The 22,549-nt window shown below is 40.2% G+C and carries 20 protein-coding genes; 13 read left to right on the forward strand and 7 right to left on the reverse strand.

From position 1 onward, the window contains the following. Positions 1–16 precede the first annotated feature (16 nt). The 5 genes from dnaJ (at position 17) to ACWPKD_RS11395 (ending at position 5,430) form a co-directional block, all read left to right on the forward strand. Positions 17–1,141, forward strand: a complete 1,125-nt coding sequence (gene dnaJ, locus ACWPKD_RS11375) for a molecular chaperone DnaJ (RefSeq protein WP_455412799.1) — start codon at positions 17–19, stop codon at positions 1,139–1,141. Positions 1,142–1,252: 111 nt separating this feature from the next. Continuing rightward, the gene (locus ACWPKD_RS11380) at positions 1,253–2,176 is read left to right on the forward strand and encodes an ABC transporter ATP-binding protein (RefSeq protein ID WP_455412800.1); all 924 of its coding nucleotides are present in this window, start codon (positions 1,253–1,255) and stop codon (positions 2,174–2,176) included. Further along, positions 2,176–3,477, forward strand: coding sequence for an ABC transporter permease (locus tag ACWPKD_RS11385; RefSeq protein WP_455412801.1), 1,302 nt, complete (start codon positions 2,176–2,178; stop codon positions 3,475–3,477). The genes ACWPKD_RS11380 and ACWPKD_RS11385 overlap by 1 nt, the downstream gene beginning before the upstream one ends. A gap of 84 nt (positions 3,478–3,561) precedes the next feature. Then, a complete protein-coding gene (locus ACWPKD_RS11390) occupies positions 3,562–4,725 on the forward strand; it encodes a sigma-54-dependent transcriptional regulator (protein ID WP_455412802.1) in 1,164 nt (387 codons plus the stop codon). An 81-nt stretch (positions 4,726–4,806) separates the two neighbouring features. Then, positions 4,807–5,430: a DEAD/DEAH box helicase gene (locus tag ACWPKD_RS11395; protein WP_455412803.1), complete on the forward strand. Its 624-nt coding sequence runs from the start codon at positions 4,807–4,809 to the stop codon at positions 5,428–5,430. Positions 5,431–5,509: 79 nt separating this feature from the next. On the opposite strand, the gene ACWPKD_RS11400 is transcribed toward ACWPKD_RS11395, so the two are convergent. Further along, positions 5,510–5,947: an SRPBCC domain-containing protein gene (locus ACWPKD_RS11400; RefSeq protein WP_455412804.1), complete on the reverse strand. Its 438-nt coding sequence runs from the start codon at positions 5,945–5,947 to the stop codon at positions 5,510–5,512. A gap of 115 nt (positions 5,948–6,062) precedes the next feature. Between ACWPKD_RS11400 and ACWPKD_RS11405 the strand changes: the two genes are divergently transcribed. Next, positions 6,063–7,697, forward strand: a complete 1,635-nt coding sequence (locus ACWPKD_RS11405; RefSeq protein ID WP_455412805.1) for an ABC-F family ATP-binding cassette domain-containing protein — start codon at positions 6,063–6,065, stop codon at positions 7,695–7,697. Positions 7,698–7,732: 35 nt separating this feature from the next. Then, entirely contained in the window at positions 7,733–11,323 is a 3,591-nt protein-coding gene (locus tag ACWPKD_RS11410; RefSeq protein WP_455412806.1) for a T9SS type A sorting domain-containing protein, read from the forward strand. Positions 11,324–11,409: 86 nt separating this feature from the next. Here the strand turns inward: ACWPKD_RS11410 and ACWPKD_RS11415 are convergent, their stop codons facing one another. From ACWPKD_RS11415 to ACWPKD_RS11430, 4 genes are all read right to left on the reverse strand, one after another. Further along, positions 11,410–13,572 carry a YfbK domain-containing protein gene (locus ACWPKD_RS11415; protein ID WP_455412807.1) on the reverse strand — a complete coding sequence of 721 codons (2,163 nt, stop codon included), beginning with the start codon at positions 13,570–13,572 and terminating at the stop codon, positions 11,410–11,412. A gap of 32 nt (positions 13,573–13,604) precedes the next feature. Next, positions 13,605–14,543, reverse strand: coding sequence for a hypothetical protein (locus ACWPKD_RS11420; protein ID WP_455412808.1), 939 nt, complete (start codon positions 14,541–14,543; stop codon positions 13,605–13,607). 2 nt (positions 14,544–14,545) lie between these two features. Then, positions 14,546–15,046 (reverse strand): RNA polymerase sigma factor, encoded by a 501-nt coding sequence (locus ACWPKD_RS11425; RefSeq protein ID WP_455412809.1) that lies wholly within the window; start codon positions 15,044–15,046, stop codon positions 14,546–14,548. A 112-nt stretch (positions 15,047–15,158) separates the two neighbouring features. Next, complete coding sequence (locus tag ACWPKD_RS11430; protein ID WP_455412810.1) at positions 15,159–15,992, reverse strand: DUF6929 family protein; 834 nt, start codon at positions 15,990–15,992, stop codon at positions 15,159–15,161. Between the two features lie 143 nt (positions 15,993–16,135). Here ACWPKD_RS11430 and ACWPKD_RS11435 point away from each other — a divergent pair, with 143 nt between their 5' ends. Together ACWPKD_RS11435 and ACWPKD_RS11440 are read left to right on the forward strand one after the other, a co-directional pair. Continuing rightward, the gene (locus ACWPKD_RS11435) at positions 16,136–17,011 is read left to right on the forward strand and encodes a PPK2 family polyphosphate kinase (protein ID WP_455412811.1); all 876 of its coding nucleotides are present in this window, start codon (positions 16,136–16,138) and stop codon (positions 17,009–17,011) included. A gap of 2 nt (positions 17,012–17,013) precedes the next feature. After that, positions 17,014–17,445: a GldL-related protein gene (locus tag ACWPKD_RS11440; protein WP_455412812.1), complete on the forward strand. Its 432-nt coding sequence runs from the start codon at positions 17,014–17,016 to the stop codon at positions 17,443–17,445. 38 nt (positions 17,446–17,483) lie between these two features. On the opposite strand, the gene ACWPKD_RS11445 is transcribed toward ACWPKD_RS11440, so the two are convergent. Further along, the gene (locus tag ACWPKD_RS11445; RefSeq protein WP_455412813.1) at positions 17,484–17,987 is read right to left on the reverse strand and encodes a hypothetical protein; all 504 of its coding nucleotides are present in this window, start codon (positions 17,985–17,987) and stop codon (positions 17,484–17,486) included. A 224-nt stretch (positions 17,988–18,211) separates the two neighbouring features. Between ACWPKD_RS11445 and ACWPKD_RS11450 the strand changes: the two genes are divergently transcribed. The 4 genes from ACWPKD_RS11450 (at position 18,212) to ACWPKD_RS11465 (ending at position 21,380) form a co-directional block, all read left to right on the forward strand. Beyond that, positions 18,212–19,597 (forward strand): MATE family efflux transporter, encoded by a 1,386-nt coding sequence (locus tag ACWPKD_RS11450; protein WP_455412814.1) that lies wholly within the window; start codon positions 18,212–18,214, stop codon positions 19,595–19,597. Between the two features lie 88 nt (positions 19,598–19,685). Continuing rightward, a complete protein-coding gene (locus ACWPKD_RS11455; RefSeq protein WP_455412815.1) occupies positions 19,686–20,591 on the forward strand; it encodes a prohibitin family protein in 906 nt (301 codons plus the stop codon). 93 nt (positions 20,592–20,684) lie between these two features. Next, positions 20,685–20,912, forward strand: a complete 228-nt coding sequence (locus ACWPKD_RS11460) for a hypothetical protein (RefSeq protein ID WP_237789854.1) — start codon at positions 20,685–20,687, stop codon at positions 20,910–20,912. Between the two features lie 93 nt (positions 20,913–21,005). After that, entirely contained in the window at positions 21,006–21,380 is a 375-nt protein-coding gene (locus ACWPKD_RS11465; protein WP_455412816.1) for a four helix bundle protein, read from the forward strand. A gap of 18 nt (positions 21,381–21,398) precedes the next feature. Here the strand turns inward: ACWPKD_RS11465 and meaB are convergent, their stop codons facing one another. Further along, on the reverse strand, positions 21,399–22,481 hold the full coding sequence (gene meaB / locus ACWPKD_RS11470) for a methylmalonyl Co-A mutase-associated GTPase MeaB (RefSeq protein WP_455412817.1): 1,083 nt from the start codon (positions 22,479–22,481) through the stop codon (positions 21,399–21,401). Between the last annotated feature and the right edge of the window lie 68 nt (positions 22,482–22,549).

Here is a 22,549-nt window from a genome sequence, read left to right on the forward strand (position 1 = left end):
AAAATAGATCATACTGATGAAGAAAAGAGATTTATACGAAGTATTAGGAGTAGACAGAAACGCAACGGCAGAGCAGATCAAAAAAGCTTACCGCAAGAAAGCTATTGAATTCCACCCTGACAAAAACCCGGGCGATAAAGCAGCCGAAGACAAGTTCAAAGAAGCAGCCGAAGCTTATGAGGTTTTGGGAGATGCTGACAAAAAAGCACGTTACGATCAATACGGTCATGCTGCTTTTGAAGGCGCCGGCGGATTTGGCGGTGGCGGTCACCACATGAACATGGATGATATTTTCAGCCAATTCGGGGATATTTTCGGAGGTGCTTTTGGTGGCGGTTTTGGAGGTTTCGGCGGCGGTGGTGGTCAGCGCAGAATGAAAGGGAGCAATCTTCGTATCAAAGTAAAAATGACCTTGGAAGAAATTGCCAATGGTGTTGAGAAAAAAGTAAAAGTAAAACGTAAAATCCAGGCGCAGGGTGTAACCTACAGAACGTGTCCAACCTGTCATGGTTCCGGTCAGGTAACCCGTGTAACCAATACGATTTTAGGAAGGATGCAAACCTCATCTCCGTGTAATGCCTGTGGCGGAACCGGTCAGATGATCGACAGCAAACCTGCAGGGGCCGATGCACACGGAATGATACTGGAAGACGAAACCGTATCGATCAAAATTCCGGCAGGAGTAGTAGACGGAATGCAGCTGAAAGTATCCGGAAAAGGTAACGATGCTCCGGGAGCCAACGGAATTCCGGGCGATTTGATCGTGGTAATCGAAGAGGTGGAGCACGAAACCTTAAAACGTGAAGGCGAAAACCTGCACTACGATTTATACATCAGTTTTGCTGAAGCTGCTTTAGGAACGTCTAAAGAAATTGAAACGGTAAGCGGTAAAGTACGCATTAAACTGGAAGAAGGTATCCAATCCGGAAAGATTTTACGCCTGAAAGGGAAAGGAATCCCAAGTCTGAACAGCTACGGCAGCGGTGATTTATTGGTGCATGTAAATGTTTGGACACCAAAAACCTTAAACAAAGAGCAAAAACAGTTCTTCGAAAAAATGATGGAAGATCCTAATTTTGTTCCGAAACCTGAAAAATCCGATAAGTCTTTCTTTGAGAAAGTGAAAGACATGTTTTCATAATTTTTTTATACGTTGGAAAAACCCATTGTCTGTTTGATGATGGGTTTTTTTGTGTAACATATTCCCACAATTGGTATCTAATAAGTACTTTTACAAAAAACAAACAAATTCATGAGTTCAATTCTTGAAGTACATAATGTTGTCAAGCAATATGGCGACTATACCGCGCTCAACAGCGTTTCTTTAAGTGTTCCGAAAGGCAGTATTTACGGACTTCTTGGTCCTAACGGTGCCGGAAAAACCTCTTTAATCCGAATCATCAACCAGATAACAATGCCCGACGGCGGTGAAATCATTTTGGACGGTGAAAAATTATCGCCAAAACACGTGCAATACATCGGTTACATGCCGGAAGAACGCGGCTTGTATAAAACCATGAAAGTGGGCGAGCAGTGTATGTATCTGGCACAGTTGAAAGGGATTTCAGAAACGGAAGCCAAAAAACAACTGAAATACTGGTTTGAAAAATTCGAGATCGAAAGCTGGTGGGGCAAAAAAATTCAGGAGTTGTCCAAAGGAATGGCGCAGAAAGTACAGTTCATCGTTACGGTGTTGCACCAGCCTAAATTGTTGATTCTGGACGAACCCTTCTCAGGTTTTGACCCGGTAAATGCCAACCTGATCAAAGACGAAATCATTGAATTGAATAAAAAAGGGACTTCGGTTATCTTCTCGACGCACCGCATGGAAAGTGTGGAAGAGATGTGTGACCATATCGCGTTGATCCACAAATCGAATAAATTGATAGAAGGAAAATTAATCGACGTTAAAAAATCACACCGTACCAATGCCTACGAAGTTGGGATTTTATCCGATAATGTAGAACGATTAATGTACGATTTGACGCAGAAGTTCCAATTGCAGCAAACCGATTTCAAATCCTTAAACGACGAATTGAAACTTGAAGTGCAGTTAAACGGTTCCGCACCAAACGAGTTGCTGAACATCTTAACCCAAAATGGGCAGGTAACCCATTTCGTGGAAAAAATCCCGAGCATTAACGATATATTCATTCAAACCGTAACGAAGAAATAATGGGAGTAGTATCACTAATCATAAAGAGAGAGTTTATCGCCAAAGTGCGTAACAAATCCTTCATCGTCATGACTTTTCTGGGGCCGCTTTTAATTGTGGCCATGTCTGCTTTAATTGCTTTTTTATCGAATGCGAATGAAGGGGAAGTGAAAAAAATAGCCATTCACGATACGGCGGGTATTTTTAAAAGTGATTTCAAGAACACTGATGAAATTGCTTATGTGGATTTGTCAACCATGCCTTTACAAACCGCTAAAGACACTGCCAGCAACAGCTATGAAGGGATGATTTACGTTCCGAAAGTGGCAGATATACAGGAATTGGCCACTAAAACAGAATACATTTCCGATGACAGTCCGAGCATGGAATTCATCCACGACATGGAAAGTGTTATCAATAATAAGCTGAGCAAGAGCAATTTGCAGCAATTAGGTTTTGATTCCGACAAAATTGAAAAAGCAAGAGTTAAATCAGACGTTCACGTGTCTAAATTCTCAGGAGAGGAAGGTTTGAAATTCCTGAACGAAATTAAAATCGGTATCGGTTTCCTTTTCGGCTACCTGATCATGATGTTTATCATTATCTACGGCAACATGGTAATGCGAAGCGTAATCGAGGAAAAAACAAATCGTATCATTGAAATCATTATTTCTTCCGTAAAACCTTTCCAACTGATGATGGGGAAGATTATCGGTACTTCACTGGCCGGAATTTTGCAGTTTTTAGTTTGGATTATATTAGGCTTCATCCTTCTTTTTGTGGTTACTATTTTTACCGGAGGCGATGTGGCAAGCGCGACTTCTGCTTCTCAACTACAGCCGGAGCAAATGGAAGCGGCTACCAGTTTTGCAGCCAAAATTCAAATGTATTTAACTGAAATACCTACTACTACACTTTTTGTTTTCTTTATTGTGTATTTCATTGGAGGATACTTTTTATACAGTTCCCTTTACGCTGCTATCGGTGCCGCGGTGGATTCCGAAACCGATTCCCAGCAGTTTTTGTTGCCGATCATCATGCCATTGATGTTAGGCGTTTACGTTGGATTTTTCACGGTAATGAAAGACCCGCACGGAACGGTGGCCACGGTTTTCTCGATGATTCCGTTAACCTCGCCGATTGTCATGCTGATGCGAATTCCGTTTGGTGTGCCTTGGTGGCAATTGGCCTTGTCCGTTGCGTTATTGTTCGGTAGTTTCCTTGGAATTGTTTGGTTTGCCGCTAAAATCTACCGAGTGGGAATCCTTATGTACGGAAAAAAACCAACCTGGAAGGAACTTTTTAAGTGGCTTAAATATTAAATTTGGTTATTTGATTTTTTGGTTATTTGTTAATTTCAATCGTAACTTCGAATAACCAAATACACAAATCCGCAAAAAACAATTATGTCAAAAATATTAATCATAGAAGACGAAGCCGCCATCCGAAGGGTTTTAACCAAAATCCTCTCGGAAGAAAGCGATACCTATAAAGTGGACGAAGCCGAAGACGGTCTTCAGGGCTTGGAGAAAATCAAGAACGAAGATTATGATTTGGTTTTGTGTGACATCAAAATGCCGAAAATGGATGGTGAAGAAGTGCTAGAAGCCGTTAAAAAAATCAAACCTGAAATCCCGATGGTCATGATTTCCGGTCACGGCGATCTGGAAACCGCAGTCAATACGATGCGATTAGGCGCTTTCGATTATATTTCCAAACCACCGGATTTGAACCGTTTGCTGAATACCGTTCGAAACGCTTTAGACCGTAAGCAATTGGTGGTGGAGAACAAAATCCTTAAAAAGAAAGTCTCCAAAAACTACGAAATGATTGGGGATAGCGAACCGATCAATCATATAAAGGAAATGGTTGAAAAAGTAGCGCCAACCGAAGCCCGCGTGCTGATTACCGGACCGAACGGAACAGGTAAAGAATTGGTAGCGCATCAGTTGCACGAAAAAAGTGAACGTTCAGCAGCGCCGCTTATTGAAGTAAACTGTGCTGCCATTCCCTCAGAATTGATTGAAAGCGAATTGTTCGGCCACGTAAAAGGAGCCTTTACTTCTGCCGTGAAAGACCGCGCCGGTAAATTTGAAGCCGCCAACGGAGGAACCATTTTTCTGGATGAGATTGGAGACATGAGTTTATCTGCGCAAGCGAAAGTGTTACGTGCGTTACAGGAGAATTTAGTGCAGCGCGTCGGAGCAGACAAAGACATCAAAATAGATGTGAGGGTTGTAGCAGCTACCAACAAAGATTTGAAAAAAGAAATAGCCGAAGGCCGTTTCCGCGAAGATTTGTACCATCGTTTAGCCGTTATTTTGATCAAAGTGCCGGCCCTGAACGACCGTCGTGATGATATTCCGTTACTGATCAATCATTTCGCGGATAAAATCGCTTCGGAACAAGGTAATGCCGTGAAAGCGTTTTCTCCGGGAGCCATCAAACTGCTTCAGGAATATGATTGGACCGGGAACATCCGTGAGTTGCGAAACGTGGTGGAACGCCTTATCATTTTAGGCGGAAGCGAAATTTCGGAAACTGATGTAAAACTCTTTGCGAGTAAATAAATTTGAGTAATTAGTAACTAGTGAAGAGTGATTAGTCGCTTTTTTACCAATTACTGATTATTAATTACTATTCACTAAAGTATGAATTTAAAAAAAATAAACACCAACCTGCAGCAAGCTCTTATTGAGAATGAGTTGATCGAAGCCAATGCGATGCAGCAGGAAACTTTTTCCACCATTAAAAGTGGTGCTGATGCCGTTATCCAGTCTGTTGGCGGAAGCGGAAAAACAACCACGATTGTAATGAACGTGATTCAGCGTTTGGAAAAGGCGTACCTGATTTCGCCACGTGCTTTAATTATTGTGGAAGACAAAGAAAAAATGCTTGAAATGCTGGAGATGTTTTCCGTTTTAGGGAAATATACCGATCTGCGCATTTACGGTGTCCATGACAAAAGCGATCTGGATTACGATAAAAACCAGATTTCAGTGGGAATCGATGTGCTTGTCGGAACACCGATTCGATTAAATGATATGTTTGCCACAGCAGGCTACGATGTCAATCAGTTGAAAATGTTTGTAGTGGATGACGCCGATGAGATTTTCAGAAACCGTCTGGAGCCCAGAATAATAAGAGTATCAGACAGTATTGCTAAAACACAACGTCTTTTCTTTTGTTCGGCAATCACCGAAAAAGTGGAAATCATGGCCGATAGAATCATGATCGAACCGCTGTTTTTCGAAATGGATGATGAAGAAAACTAACAGTTATACAAAATAAAAAAGCTCCGGATTCCGGAGCTTTTTTTATGGTTATCGTTTTACGATTTTAAGTACCGGAAGTTTAACTTTCCGATAATTCTTTTACGGTATAAAGCGCTAACGGGAACTTCTCATTGAAATACTCCAAATAGTCTTCCAGGATATCCATTTCTACGGTTAACAGCGTATTGTGATCGCCTTCGGTAAGCAAATAATTTTCCATGGAACCGGACCAGTTTTCGGTGGTTTCGTCTTGAGGTAATTCCACGCCTTTTTTAATGTTGCCGAGGTGTTTGAAATTCATGATTTCATTCTCGACGCGTTTGTCGATCAGGCTGTACATGCCGTCGTTGTTTTCGTTTAGGAAATGCACTTTACTGCCTTCTTTCCAGTCGGATTCTGCACGGGAACCTTCACTGAAAACGGCGGTCCACTTTCTGTAGGTGTCGTCGTTCCATAAGGTTTGCCAGACTTTTTCTCTTGTGGCATCAATTGAAACCGTAAATTTTGCTTTTTTCATGACCACTGGTGTTTAGTCTATCAAATTTACTAAAATCATTTTCAAATTTGGAAGAAGTACATGCTTAAAATCAGTTATCTTTGCACCTTCAAAATCGAACTTCAGAACAATAAATATGATTACAGTAAACGATATCGCAGTAGAATTTGGCGGGACCACTTTATTTAGCGAGGTGACTTTTGCCATCAATGAGAATGATAAAATCGCCCTTATGGGGAAAAACGGTGCGGGAAAATCAACCCTTCTGAAAATTGTGGCCGGTGAAAACAAACCGACACGCGGAGGAATTTCAGCACCGAGTGATGCGGTTATTGCGTATTTACCTCAGCATTTATTGCATTCTGACGATTGTACGGTAATGGAGGAAACTTCAAAAGCTTTCGCAGATGTGCTGAACATGAAGAAAGAAATCGACGAGATCAACGAGCAATTGACCATTCGTACCGATTACGAAAGCGATGATTACATGAAACTGATTGAGCGCGTATCGGAATTGAGTGAGAAATATTATTCGATTGAAGAAGTAAATTATGAAGCTGAGGTTGAAAAAGTACTGAAAGGTTTAGGATTTGAAAGAGAAGATTTCAGCCGTTCCACTTCGGAGTTTTCCGGAGGTTGGAGAATGCGTATCGAACTGGCAAAAATCCTTTTAAAGAAACCGGATCTTATTCTTTTGGATGAGCCGACCAACCACCTGGATATGGAAAGTATCCAATGGCTGGAGGAATTTTTGATCAATCAGGCGAAAGCGGTAATGGTAATTTCCCACGACCGTGCGTTTGTCGATAACATCACCAACCGTACCATCGAAGTAACGATGGGGCGTATTTACGATTATAAAGCGAAATATTCCGACTATTTGGTTTTACGTCAGGACCGAAGAATCCACCAACAGAAAGCTTACGACGAGCAGCAGAAATTCATTGCCGATAATCAAGCCTTTATTGAACGTTTCAGAGGAACTTTCTCTAAAACGGAACAGGTGCAATCCCGTGTGCGTATGCTTGAAAAATTAGTGCTTGTTGAGGTGGACGAATTAGATACATCAGCATTAAAACTGAAATTCCCGCCTTCGCCACGTTCGGGGCAATATCCTGTGGTGGTGGAAGATTTGTCGAAATCGTACGGCGATCATGTGGTGTTTAAAGATGCCAACCTTGTAATTGAACGCGGTCAGAAAGTGGCCTTCGTAGGTAAAAACGGGGAAGGAAAATCGACCATGATCAAAGCCATCATGAAAGAAATCGATTTCAACGGCGGAAAATTAGATATTGGGCATAATGCTCAGATAGGTTATTTTGCTCAAAATCAGGCGTCGTTATTGGATGGTGATTTGTCGGTTTTTGATACAATTGATCAGATTGCGGTAGGCGATGTGCGTACCAAAATCAAAGATTTGTTAGGCGCGTTCATGTTTAAAGGCGATGATATTCAAAAGAAAGTAAAAGTGCTTTCCGGTGGGGAAAAAACACGTTTGGCAATGATTAAACTTTTATTGGAACCAGTAAACGTTCTGATTCTCGATGAGCCTACCAATCACCTGGACATGAAGACCAAAGACATCATCAAAGATGCTTTAAGGGACTTTGACGGAACATTAATTTTGGTTTCCCACGACCGTGATTTCTTAGACGGGCTGGCGGAAAAAGTATTCGAATTCGGACACAAACGTGTGAAAGAACATTTTGAAGACATCAAAGGTTTCCTTGCTCACAAGAAAATGGAGAATCTGAAAGAGATTGAAAAGTAGTTTTTTAAATAATTATACGCTGTAAAAAATCAATTATGCGGTTAAAAGTATTGTTATTCATCGTTTCCTTAATTTACTGTAAGGCCAATGCACAATGGGAAAGCCTTAATACAGGTATAAACGACAACTTAAATGGGGTTGTTTTTTTTCAGCAAAACGGAATAGTTTCCGGAGAAAACGGATTGTATTATACTACAAATGGAGGTTCTGGTAGTTCAAGTTGGACTGAATTGCATGATTACAGTAATCTGTCGTCTGCAATTTTTGAGAATACCAGATTTACCCATTGTTATGCTGCTAAAACAAATGCCACTAACACAGGTTTGGTATATGCTTGCGGTCAAAACCTAACCGACAATAAAGCAGTACTGTTTAGGATCAACATCCCGGCCATGACCTATGAGCTGATTTATCAGGGAGCGGCTAATACAAAACTAAATAAAATTGACTGTGAGGATTATGCAACAAATTTTGTAGCGGTAGGGAATAATGGTAAAGCAATAAAGTTTCAGTACAATACTCTTACGGAAATGACGCCTATTACAACTAGTGATTTGGTGGCGGTCTCTTATGTGAGTTTCGGGAATATTAGTTTTGGGTCACTGGATAAAATATGGAAATGCGGTATGTCCGGAAATTTATTTTACGATATTTCTTCGACAGACAGCAGTTTAATTACCAATGAAGATATTTCCACTTTAGGGAATTCAATATACACAGCAGGTGGCAATAGGGTTAATTATCTGAATTTTTCCAACAGTATCACGCCGGTTTCAACTATTAATTTTGTAGCTCCGTTAGATGCCAATTCCATTGTTTTGGATAACAGTACTTCGTATGTAGGTACAGATCATGGTATTTATAAATATGTGGGTGGCGGATCTGGTTTTCAGTTGGGTTCTTATGAATTTCAATTGAGTTCCGGAAGCCTGAAATATAATGAATTCTGGTGGCAAAGCAGCGGAACGACTATGTATGCCTGCGGTGATAACGGCCTTGTAGTTAAAACCACAAATGGTGGTGGGGCTACAAAACCGTATGCAAGTATCAATGCAACCGGAACATGTGTAAATGGTACGGTTCAGTTTACGGCCGTAACAGGTTCGGGTAATTCCGCACGATGGTTTGTAGACAACCAACAGGAAAGCACCAGTCTAACCGGGTTTAATAAAGTTTTTAACAGCATAGGCAGGTATTTAATCCGTTTAGAGGTTACAAATAGTTTTAATGAAACAACAATAGTTTCCAAATACATCGACATTGTACCGGTGCCAACCATTAATAAACCCATAGCTATAAATGATGTTATTTTGTGTAAGGCGGAATCTTTTCAGGTTTCCATTGAAAATTCCGAGCCTAACGTAAAATATGTATTGCGAAAAGTGGGTCAGCCTTTTTCAAGTTATGGGGAGAGCCCGGTTGGAAATAATGGAACCGTTGTATTGAATTCTGTTGTTATCGATGCGACTGCTAATTTTTATATTGACGCCGTAAACACATTAGCTAATTGCAGTAGACGATTTGACGCAGACTTTTTAATTACCGTTGAAAAAACCAAAGCGGATTTTCATTCGGGAAATATCAACGCGTATGTGAATGAACCGATCAGTTATTATAATCAATCCGCAGAGGCTCAGAATTTTGCATGGCAGTTCAACTCTGCCTCAGGAACGCAAAACTCAAATTTACCCAACCCGCAAAATACGTATACAGCTGCTGGTCAGGTAACGGTTAATTTAGATGCCTGGTCCAATAACGGTTGCCATGATGTAATCACCGAGAATGGGCCTAATATTATTACTCCGGTTACTAGTTCTGCTGATTGTATGTTGTTGATAAACAATGGTGTTGATGCGGTTAATGATGAAAGTTCAAATGTTAATAATATCTCTCAAATAAATACGGTGAGCGATGGAGGGTTACTTACCTGTGGGGCCTACACCAATACGACTTTTGATTCTGAACATGGAATAACCTATACATTGTCTAATAAGCAAGGGGCATACTTGACAAAACACGATCAGTATGGTGTTTTAAAATGGATGGTGTATACGGTTAACCAAAACATTAGTACTGCCAATGGAGCTGCGTTTACTTCCTGTGTAGAGGATTTGGAAGGGAATATTTATATTTCGGGAAGAACTCCAAGCGGGGTTTTTTGTGATAATGCCGGAAGAGTTATTGATATAACTGTACCAACATCAGGATTTGCCACTTTAGGAAGCTTTATTGTTAAACTGAACAGCAAAGGAGAATTGATTTGGAGGTTTCAAACCACCTCTCTGCAGTTTTATAAATTATCCATTGATAAGACAAACAATCTGGTTGTTAACGTAAAATATCCATATTACCCCACTGTGCCAATTTATTTTAATGGCACTTTTGTACAGGATCTTGATTTTAATTATCCTTATAACGGAAGTTATGATCAATATGATGTGTTTGGAATGATAAAAATAAATCCTTCAGGTAGTGTTTTGTGGAACTCGAGGATCATTACCGATCAGGTGAACGGTTTTATGACATCGGTAATTGGATTTGATGATTCAAATAATATGTATGTGTCTTCTTCATTTGAAACTAAAGTTGATTTTTATTCCGCAAATACAAATAGCAATACCCGATCACTTCAACAAGACGGTAACTTAAGATCAAAAGTCGGCATAGCAAAATATAGCAGTGACGGTACTTGTTTATGGGCAATGCGAAGCAGAAATGTTGGGACTCTTGTACGGGTTTTTGACGATATAGGCCTGGGGGATGGTGTTGTTGATGATAATGGGAATGTTTATATTACTGGGCATAATGCTTGTAGACCGGAATCAGTTGGTTATACACATGTTTTTGATAATGCTGATGGAACTGTAACGGAAACTACAAAAGGATCATATTACCTTGCGAAAGTGAATACTAACGGGATTTGTGAATGGATAAGGAGTACTGCCTACAATGCCATCGGAGGAGGAGGAGAGTTGACAAAAGATGCGGACGAATTATTTGTGTATGGCGGTATAACTTCCGGTAATTCCAATCCGATTTCTTCTGCTGAATTTGAAGGAGGACTTAACAGTAATTATACCTTAACCATGAACAGATATAATTTTGCGGTAAAGGTTTATGATTTTGACGGAAATTTAAAAAGAGTGTTTCTCAACTCAGACTACGATAATTCATCTTTACAAAATTCAACAGGCGAAAGGCATTTTATTAAAGATCAAAACGGTAATTTTTATCTTTCAAGAAATTGGTACCGTGCAGAAGGGTATCGTGAATTTGGCTATGTAATGCCGGCCTTAGTAGGAAGAGACGGGGTTGTGGTTAAATTTAAAGAGAGTTGCGGTGTATTGATGTATGATGCTACATTAAGTACGGAAGATAACAGTCTTGCTAATTCATCTTTATATTTGTATCCTAACCCGACTTCGGGAGATTTTAATGTTGACCTAAAGAATATATACAAGAATATTGCCATGGAAATTTACGATATCTATGGGAAAGTGGTCAAAAAAGAAAACTATTCCAATCAGGAGAAAATAAAGACCAATCTTAATTGTGCAACAGGCATCTATTTTGTAAAACTGAATTGCGATAATAAGATAAAGTGGCTGAAACTGGTTAAGGAGTAGCGAAAATCTAAAACAATAAACAATAAAAAATAGAAAAACCCGATAAACAATCTTATCGGGTTTTTCATCTTAACCAATCAATCTAACTAATTAACGGCTTCCACCAATCGAATGAATTCGGCTCTGTAACCTTCTGAATCATTTGCGATTCCTTGTTGCGCCAATTTTTTGATGTCGTCAGCCTTTTTGTTGTTGATCAGTTTTGAATCTCTCAATTTTAAACCAAACCAGGCAACGGATGCGCTAAATCTGAAATCGGAAGAAGCAGCTGTTATTTCATTGACTTTGTTTTCAATGGTTTGGACTATTTCCGTGCTTTTATCTCCATCCGGTTTTTTATATCGGAATTTAACAGTGGCTAATTCATCAGCATATTTGTCGGAATCAGTAGTTACTTTACTGTATTTTAATTCGGTAACTTCTTTGTTAAACTCGCTTTTCACACCGGTTGGAATAATTTCATAAAGTGCGGTTACGGTATGACCACTTCCTAATTCCCCGGCATCAATGGTGTCGTCTGTAAAATCTTCGGCGCGTAGTTTACGGTTTTCATAGCCTATAAGACGGTAATTCTGAACATGTTTAGGGTTGAATTCGATCTGAATTTTCACGTCTTTGGCAATGGCGAACAGACTTCCTTTGAATTCTTTGCCTAAAAAACGGTTGGCTTCCTGAATGTTATCGATATAGGCATAATTCCCGTTACCTTTATTGGCAAGGATTTCCATTTTACTGTCTTTGTAATTGCCCATTCCGTATCCTAAACAGGTTAAAAATACACCGGTTTTTCTTTTTTCCACAATCAGGTTTTCCATGTCATTGTCTGAGGAAGCCCCTACGTTAAAATCACCGTCTGTAGCTAAAATTACACGATTGTTTCCCCCTTTGATGAAATTTTCTTCCGCGATTTTATAAGCCAGATTAATTCCCGCTCCACCGGCAGTACTTCCACCGGCCTGTAATTTGTCTAAGGCGTCAATAATGGTTTGTTTTTCTGATCCGCTTGTTGCAGGTAAAACCAATCCTGCAGCTCCGGCATAAACCACCATTGCTACTTTGTCTTCTTTTCGTAACTGGCTTACCAATACTTTAAGGGACTGCTTTAACAAAGGCAATCTGTTGTCACTACTCATGGAGCCGGAAACGTCAATCAGGAATACAAAGTTGGAAGCCGGCAAAGCATCTGTCGGGATATTTTTACCCTGTAATCCGATTTTTAATAATTGATGTTTTACGTTCCAGGGACATGTACTGTATTCGGTATTGATGGAAAACGGATGGTTGCTCTCCGGTTGTGGATAATTGTATTTGAAAAAGTTGATCATCTCTTCAACCCTTACTGCGTCTTTAGGTACTTTCTGACCATTGTTGATGAAACGTCGGATATTAGTGTAAGCCGCATTATCAACATCGATTGAAAACGTTGACAGCGCCTCAACTGTGGGGTTGGTGAAGGGGTTTTCTTCAAATGAATCATAGTCTTCTTCGTTTGGTTCTTCAACAGAAGAAACGGTATTCTTGTTTTTTTTATCGGCTTTGAGCAGTTTTTTCAATTCTTTCTTATCTTTTCTGGATAAGTTTTGAGATGTGTTTACCACAATAACACCGTTTGCCCCTCGTTCACCATATATGGCCGCGCCTTGAGTCCCTTTCAGTGCATTGACAGATTCGACATATTCTGGTTTTAGTTTTTGAAGCGTTTCTGAAGATACAATATGATTGTTGACAACAATCAAAGCCTGATTGTTACTTGAAACCGAGAGGTTGCCACGTATAACAATTTGAGGTGAACTGTTAACGCCTGCATTTGCTGTGTTGATTTGCAAACCGGAAACTTTACCGGCCAAAGACTGAACTACTTGAGTGTTTCCGGATTGGGTCAGTCCTTTAGCTTTTACTGCTTGATTTGACGAAGCTTTTAATCCAACAGATGAAACCACTACATTTTCCAGTAAGCTAACTTCTGCAACCATGGTTACGTTGATAGTGCTCGATGAACCAACAGTAATGGATTGGCCTTTCATTCCTATAAAAGCAAACACCAGTATTTCACCGCTTTTAGCTTTAATACTGTACTTACCGTTGAGGTCAGTTTGTGTGCCTCTGTTGGTAGCCTTTACGACAACAGAAACACCCGGAAGTGGCATGCCGCCTTCGGTTACGGTGCCTGTGATTGTTTTTTCCTGTCCGAATGTCAGGAAACTTATAAGCATAGCAATGCCTAATGAAAATGTTTTAATTTTTTCCATGATACTGAATTTTTAAGTTAAACGAGGGTATGCTATTTTTTCTTTTCGGAATGGTTGGCCGGTTTTCCGTTTTTTGTAGTTATGATGACGACACCATTTTCTCCTTTTTTACCGTAAATAGCAATTGCTTTTTCTCCCTTTAACACCGAGATTGTTTCAATTTCCTGTTTGTCAAGCGGCGTGTATGGGCTTGTTGGGTTGGGGCCAAATAACTGTTGCTCGGTATAATAACTGCCATTTATGATATACAAAGGGTTGTCAAGGTATTCGACCGATTCCACTTCTTCGTCATCGGTGTTGGAAAGTGTATTGTATTTCTCGTAATCCTTAGCTTTTATTGGTTTCCCGTTAACCACAAACAAAGGGTTTTCTTTTTGCTGAGTGGATTTTCCGCTGGTGTTTTCAACAGACAGATTGTCGAATGATTCGTTTCTTCTTGGAGTGGCCCCCGTACTTTGTTTAGCTTTCACAGTTGCCTGAACCGGTTCGGCATGGTTTTTTATCGGTACCAGCTCATTTTTGATCATAGGTTTTTGGGTCACAATCGGCGCCTGATTGGCTTCTATTCCGGAAACAGCTTCTCTTGGAAGTGTTGGTTTGCTATCTGTGATCTTCTCCTTTGCCACTGGTTCGTCTGCAATAACGGCTTTACTTTGATCGATGATGGCAACGGCAACACTGTCTTCTTTTAGTGGTTCCTGCCGATGCTGAATGGTGTCTGTAATCACGATATTCTGCTGCTTCACCGGTTCGTTGTTGTTTTTATTCCATAAAAGGAAACCTAACGTTGTTACTGATAAAACCGATGCGCCAACCGCAACTTTTTTTAACAGATTGTTTTCTTTTTTAAGGATTTTATGGTCGAGTTTGTCTTCCACGCGGTTCCAAACCTTTTCCATTCCCGGAAAACTCTGGTGTTCTGCATTTTCGGCAGCCTTTTTTATTTGGTTATATAATTTATCCTGTTCCATGATTAGCGAGCTTGTTGGTAATAAAGACGATTGACTAATTCCTTTAGTTTAGTTTTAGCCACATTCAGTTGTGATTTGGAGGTTCCTTCGGAAATGTTCAGCATTTCTGCAATTTCTTTGTGGCCATATCCTTCAATCACAAACAGATTGAAAATTGTCTGACAACCCTCCGGTAACTGCTGTACCAGGTTTAAGAGATCTTCTTCTTCCAATTGGGTTTGCGCTGCAGTTTCCGGTTGCTGCATGAGTTTTGTGTCTTCGAGATACAAATTAAAGTTTACATTGCGCTTTAGTTGATAAAGACAATGGTTTACGGTAATTTTTCTTGCCCATGCATCAAAGGCACCTGATTCTTTCAACTGGTCTATTTTGGTGAAGATGGTATAAAAAGCATCGGCCAATACTTCTTCTATTTCTTCCTCCTTTTTCAGATACCGTTTGCAGGTGCGGTATAATTTGGGTGCCATCATTTCATACACCTGACGCTGGGCATCTCGATGCATTTTTTTACAGGCAGTTAGTATTTTTTCGTCAATCACAATAAGGTCTTTATAAGTAAAGAGGACTGAAAAAGGAAAAAGGTTGGAATAGGATGTGGATTTTTTTAAAAAAAAATTATTTTTTCAGCGTTAACTGAAAAAGTGTTGCCTTCAATTCCTCAGTGTCATTGTCTTCGCAAAGCAGGAATGTCAGGTCTTTGTCCGTTTCTTTGAAAAGGGCTAATCCTTCAAATTTATGTGTATCGGTAATTTTTTTGGTAAAGTTGATTTTCATGGTTTCGGTGTCGATGCTTCCGATGATACTTCCCAAAACTTCACCGTCGTTATACGTGGAATCAGTGTTTTCGGCAGTAGCGAGAAAGTAAAGTGTCTTGCCAAGTAAAACCGCATCGGTAAAACTGGTTCGGATTCCTTTTATTTTAGGGAGTTTGTATTCGTTGGTGATGATGTTGAATTCTTCCGTAAGGTTTTTGCCCTGTACCGTAAAGACGATGTTTTTGCCCTTAGCACCATTACCGCGATTGAAGAAAAACCATTCGTTTTCATTTCGTGCCACGCCTTCAATATTCAGATCGCTTTCCGGTAATTCGGCGAAAGATTGCATGGATAAATACAAATCGCTTAAATCGGTAGTGGAGGCGACTGCTTTTGTTTTAGCGTCCAGTTCCACCATTTTGTTGCGTTTTTCCGTCGATCCGGAACCGAAAACATAGATTTTGCCTTCATATTCGGTTAGGGCTTCAAAGTCAAGTTTTTCTTTTTTGGCGATGTTTTCCGATGGGTTTTCCGTTAGGGCTTGGCGCTCAAGTGTTTTGGTGTCGATGTTGTATTCGTACAGGTATGTGCTGTTGTCGCCCACAACCAATACCTGATTGTTTTTATAGATAAGGCCGGATGCCGATCCTATGCCGATGATTTGAAAGATAATTTCCAAGGTGAATTTGTGCATAATGGTGTTTTTCTGGTTTAGCCCCGTTGCTTCGCCAGTTTTTATACCTGACAGGTTTTTAAAACCTGTCAGGTATAAAAATAGCGGATAGCGGGAACGAGCTTCTAAAATTACTTATATTTACGAATATAAACCGAAAAATTATGGCAGTATTTAATCCCGACGATTTTAAAATTACCAAACCTTTTACGCTGAATAATTTTCCAACTGAACTGCAGACACAGCTGGATGATGAGGATAAGGAGGAAAAACTTGATAAAGTTCAGGAGAAACTCAGTGAATTACAGGATGTTATGTATGCGCACAACCGCTATGGCGTGCTGATATGCCTTCAGGGTATGGATACTTCGGGTAAAGACAGCCTGATTCGGGAGGTTTTTAAGGAATTCAATCCGCGTGGGGTAGTGGTGCACAGTTTTAAAACGCCGAATTCCACCGAATTGGAGCACGATTACTTATGGCGCCATTATTTGGCATTGCCTGAAAAGGGTAAGTTTGCGGTTTTTAACCGTACGCATTATGAAAATGTATTGGTTACCCGTGTGCATCCGGAATATATTCTGAATGAAAATTTACCGGGCATTGAAAAAGTAGAAGATATTAAACCGGAATTTTGGGAAAACCGTTTCGAGCAGATCAATAATTTTGAGAAGCACATCACGCAAAACGGAACGATCGTCCTGAAATTCTATTTCCACATGAGCAAGGAAGAACAGCGTAAACGTTTATTGCGTCGTTTGGAAGAGGAAGAACATCATTGGAAATTTTCGCCCGGTGATTTAAAGGAACGTGAACGTTGGGACGATTATATGAAATATTACGAAGAAGCGATCAACAAAACGTCAAAAACGCATGCGCCCTGGTATGTAATTCCTGCTGATGACAAGGAAATGGCGCGCTACATGGTGGCGAAAATCATCTGGGAAGAAATGCAGCAGTATACCGATATCAAAGAACCGGAACTGGATGAAAAGGTGAAAATTAATTTTATTGAATATAAAAAGCAACTGGAGCAATAACGATGAGTGTAGAAATTTTAATGTATCAGATTTTGAGCGTGATCGAACTCATTGGTTTGCTGATACTTTTGTATTATGGGAATTTCATCACAACCAAATACTTCAGTTATGCCAAAGTTCTGTTTCTTTTTATAGGGCTGGGATCCCTTTTTAAACTAATGCATTGGCCTTACTCAAGTTCACTGTTGATTTTTGGGATGTGTAGCCTTTTGTTGTTGTATGTGAAGAGTTTTATGGATAAACAGCAGAAAATCAGATTGGATTATCTGAAACTCGCATGGGCACTTACTGCCGTGCCCTGTAAATTAGTAAGGATTCTTCATTTAGTATCTTTTGAATACAGAACGGTAGTACAGCTTATTCCGCAGGTTATAATGTTGTTTGCACTCCTTGATTTCCTCAGAAACGAATTTGTAAAGCGCCAACAGCAATAAATGTTTTAAAAGCCTTCGGTTAAGAAGGCTTTTATTTTTTATATTTTAAATCCGTAAGCCAATCGCATGGAGATTTGACCGGTATCGTAACCGCTGTAATTTTCGTAACGCAAACTGATATCGATATGCTTAGTGGCCACACCGATTCCCGGCGCCAACAGGAAGGAATTGCCCAATTCTTTAGTGATTCCGAAAGCACCGCCGGCTTCCCCCAAAACATAAATCTGATCCCCTAAAAAGGCTTTGAATCCCAATTTGGCAGGAATGAATCCGGCATCATCACCAGTACTGAACAAATGGGTATACCCGGTTGTAACCGCCAAAGAAGTTTTGGTGGTGAAATCATATTGCAGGCGGCCGTCAGCACCTAAACTGAAATTATAGGAATTGTTCATCGGGATTCCGCCGTTAAGCCCGAAGCCTAAGCGCCAATGGTGTAGGTATTCCGGTTTTGGTTTGGTTTCCTGAGCGTTGGAATGGGTTGAAAATGCCATTGCAGCGGTTGTTAAGGTCAGGGCTAAAAGTTTTTTTACTGTTCTCATTTGTAAATGCTTTATAGGTGTAGGTTCCTCTTAAAAACAGCCTTTCCGGGGTTTTGTTTTGTGTAAAAAGATAAACTTCTGTTAAAATGTCTTAACGTTTCTTAATAAATAAATGTAAATTATTGACTTTCAAAATGTTGGAATGTGGGTTGCTTTCGGCTAAATTTTCAATATTCTGCGCAATACCGAAAATCTAGTTCTTACCTTTGTCCAAAATTTAGAAGATGAGTTGGTCTACCTATACAAAAGAATTCTCCGCAAACCTGAAACTGGCATACCCGATTATTTTGGGAATGCTGGGGCATACGTTGGTGAGTATTGTAGATAACATCATGGTGGGAAAACTGGGTGCTACCGAACTCGCTGCAGCTTCGTTGGCGAATAGTTTTGTTTTTATAGCCATGTCTATCGGGATAGGTTTTTCAACGGCCATTACCCCTTTAGTGGCAGAGGCAGACGGCGAAAAAAATGTAGAAAAAGAGCGAACCCTTTTTCATCACGGATTGATTTTGTGTACGGTTTTGGGTATCAGCATGTTTTTGATCATCCTTTTATCTAAGTCATTGATCGTTTATATGGGGCAGCCGGACGAGGTGGTGGAAATGGCCAAGCCGTTTTTGGACATCGTGGCTTTTTCCCTTATTCCACTGATTATTTTCCAGGGCTACAAACAGTTTGCTGACGGAAAATCGGAAACCAAAGTGGCGATGTGGGCGAACCTGCTTTGCAACGTGATCCACTTTTTCCTGAACGTGGTCCTTATTTACGGATTGTGGTTCTTTCCGAAGTTAGGGATGCTGGGAGCAGCTTACGGAACCGTGATATCACGTATAGTTATGTTGGTATACATTCATTATTCCCTAAAACATAAAGAGCGCTTTAAAATCTATTTTGACGGGTTTTCGTTTAAAGAACTGCAAAAGGATATAGTGAAAAAGATAGTCAATTTAGGATTACCATCTTCCATGCAGATGTTCTTTGAAGTGGCTTTGTTTACTGGTGCCGTATGGCTTTCCGGACGACTGGGAACCACTGCGCAGGCTGCTAACCAGGTAGCGTTGAGTCTGGCGACATTTACCTTTATGATCGTTTCCGGATTGGGCGTGGCAGGCATGGTGCGTGTAGGGAATTACAAAGGGGCTCAGGATTTTAAGATGCTGCAAACCGTGGCGCGTTCCATATTCCTTTTAGCCATTATCATCCAATCGGTTTTTGCTTTGATTTTTGTGGTGTTCCATCAGTATTTACCAGAATTGTTCATGAGTGCTGAAAACGTTTCGAATCTGGCTTCCAGTAGCGAAGTAGTTTCCATTGCAGCGCATTTGATTATAATTGCAGCGATTTTTCAGATTTCAGATGGTATGCAGGTAGTGGTTTTGGGTGCCTTGCGTGGGCTTCAGGATGTTAAGATACCAATGTACATCACCTTTGTAGCCTATTGGCTGATCGGTTTTCCGATTTCCATTTATTTAGGATTGCACACCAATTTAGGAGCTATAGGAATCTGGATCGGATTATTATCCGGATTGACCGCTGCGGCTTTATTTCTCTACCTGCGTTTCAATCATCTTACCAATAAATTGGTGGAAGAAAATGAAGCGGGATCCTAAAACACTTTTCCTTTTTTTTTCGTTACTGAAATCTGTAACTATTAATACGTATTTACGTATAATAACAGTACAATTTAAAATTTAAAAAATGATACTGTTACTTATACTCGGTGTTATACTCGTTATTGCCGGCTTTGCCCTGAAAAGAAGCCAGCCCCAATACGGTAAACTTTCTGATATTTTGAGAAATATCGGGTTTGTTGTGGTACTCTTAGGCTTGCTTTCGTCGGTTTTTAAACAGATCAACGCCGGAGAGGTTGGTGTGAAGTCGCTTTACGGTAAAGTACAGCCCGATATTTTGGAAAGCGGTTTGCATGTGGTAAATCCTTTGCTGGATATTACTGCTTTTGATATTCAGACACAAAACTACACCATGTCTGCCATTCATGATGAAGGTTCGAAAGAAGGGGATGACGCCATTCGCGTACTTTCCAATGACGGATTGGAAGTGGTAATTGACCTTACCGTTTTATACCGTGTTTCTCCGGAAGATGCACCAAGGATTTTCAAACAGATCGGGGTGAATTTTTCGGATAAGGTCGTTCGTCCGGTAACCCGAACCCGTATTCGGGACAACGCTGTTTATTATGATGCAGTGGCACTGTATTCGACCAAACGTAACGAATTTCAGCAGCGTATTTACAAAAGTATTGAGGAAGATTTTAAGAAAAGAGGACTGATACTTGAACAGTTGTTGATTCGAAACATCAATCTTCCGGCATCTGTTAAAACAACCATTGAATCCAAAATCAATGCGGAACAGGAAGCCCAAAAAATGCAGTTTGTTTTGCAAAAAGAGAAACAGGAAGCCGAACGTAAAAGAGTAGAAGCCCAGGGTATTGCGGATTATCAGCGTATTATTTCAACTGGTTTAACTGACAGACAGCTTCAATACGAGCAAATTAAAGCGCAAAAGGAAATCGCCTTATCCAACAATTCCAAAGTGATTTTTATGGGTAAAGGCAGTGCTCCTGTAATAATATCAGACAAATAGTTTTTTAAAAGTTTATTTGGTAATTCGTTTATTTGTTACTTTGCTCAACGAATAAACAAATAACCAAACCCACAAATAATCAAATCCACAGACATGGAATTACCAAAATTCGTATTAGCAGACAACACCGATTTTCCGGACGATATTTTCATCATTCACTTAGAATTTCCACGTTTTTTAATCAATCTGAAAGACGACTCAGTCGAGTTCTTAGAAGATATCGATGAAGAAGACGAACAGGAAATGGAATCCGAAATGGAACATCTGATTACCTTGGCGGGCGAGTTTTACGATCGTGAAATGGAACGTTACGAGGATTAGTCAGTTTGCAGTTTTCAGTCGCAGTTTTCAGTCGCAGTCTTAGTTTTTAGTTTACAGTTTACAGTTTACAGTTTTTATACGCCACACAGTTTTATGGATTTTAGAGAATTATTGGCTTTTCAGAAGTCATTTTTACTTGCTATGGAAATTTATGAAGTTTCCAAAATGTTTCCCAAAGAGGAAAGGTATTCGCTAACGGATCAGATAAGACGTTCTTCACGGAGTGTGTCTGCAAATATTGCCGAAGCCTATCGCAAAAGAAGATATGTGAATCACTTCATCAGTAAATTAACAGATAGTGATGCTGAAAATTCAGAAACCAACGTTTGGCTGGAATTTGCATTAAAATGTAATTACATCAATAAAGAAAAATTTAACATCCTTTACGATAATAATGTTGAAGTTGGAAAACTAATCAATTTCATGATTAATAATCCATATAAATTCGGGTGCATAGAAGCAAACTGAAAACTGCGACTGTGACTGTTAACTCTTATAAAGATTCAAAAGCAGCTGAGCGGCGGCAAACGGTGAGATTTCATTGTTTTGCACCGCTTTTTTGTTTTCCTCCAGTAGTTTCTGGATTTCAGGATGGTTGTAGAAATTCTGTTTTAACTGCTCGTTGATGGTTTCAATCAGCCAGTATTGGTTTTGTTCCTTACGTTTTTGTTCGAAGAAATGATTCGCTTTGGTTAAGTCGAAATATTCGATAATCGTTTCCCAAACGTCTGTAATACCTTCGTTGTGAAGTGCGCTGCAAGTGGTTACTTTCGGTGACCAGCCTGAGTTTTTCATAGGGAACAAATGCAAAGCGCGGTTGTATTCGGTTTTGGCTAATCGGGCGCGTTTTACGTTGTCGCCATCGGCTTTGTTGATTACGATTAAATCCGCCATTTCCATGATGCCGCGTTTGATACCTTGTAATTCATCACCGGCACCGGCCAGATTCAGCAGTAAAAAGAAATCGACCATACTGTGAACGGCAGTTTCACTTTGTCCGACACCCACGGTTTCAATCAGAATAGTATCAAAGCCACAGGCTTCACATAAAATGATGGTTTCTCTTGTTTTTCGGGCCACACCGCCTAAACTTTCCCCGGAAGCACTTGGTCGGATATAAGCCTTTTCATCACGAACGAGTTCTTCCATTCGGGTTTTATCGCCTAGAATACTGCCGTGCGAAATCGAACTACTCGGATCAACGGCCAAAACCGCTACTTTCTTTCCGATAGAAGTCAGGTATTTCCCGAAAGCCTCAATAAAAGTCGATTTTCCAACCCCGGGAACCCCGGTAATTCCAATTCGCAGTGATTTGTTGGCATGCGGCAAACAGCCCTTGATGATTTCGTTGGCTTTTTCCAGATGCTTTTCGCTGGTGCTTTCCACTAAAGTGATGCCACGGCTTAAAGCGGTTTTGTCACCTTTTAAGATGTTGGTAATGAGTTCTTCGGCAGTAGGTTGGGCTCTTCGGAATTTCTGGATTTGTTCTACGGAAGCAGCACTAATGCTGTCCGGTTGTTCGATACCGTCATTTTCCTTTAAGGCCGATTTTTTGTGTGAAGAGTCCAAAACAAAGCTTTTGGTAAAAGTAGTAAATACATTTCAAATTAGTAATACCTTTGCTTGTTAAGCTTTGT

This window comes from Flavobacterium pedocola, from assembly GCF_053764385.1.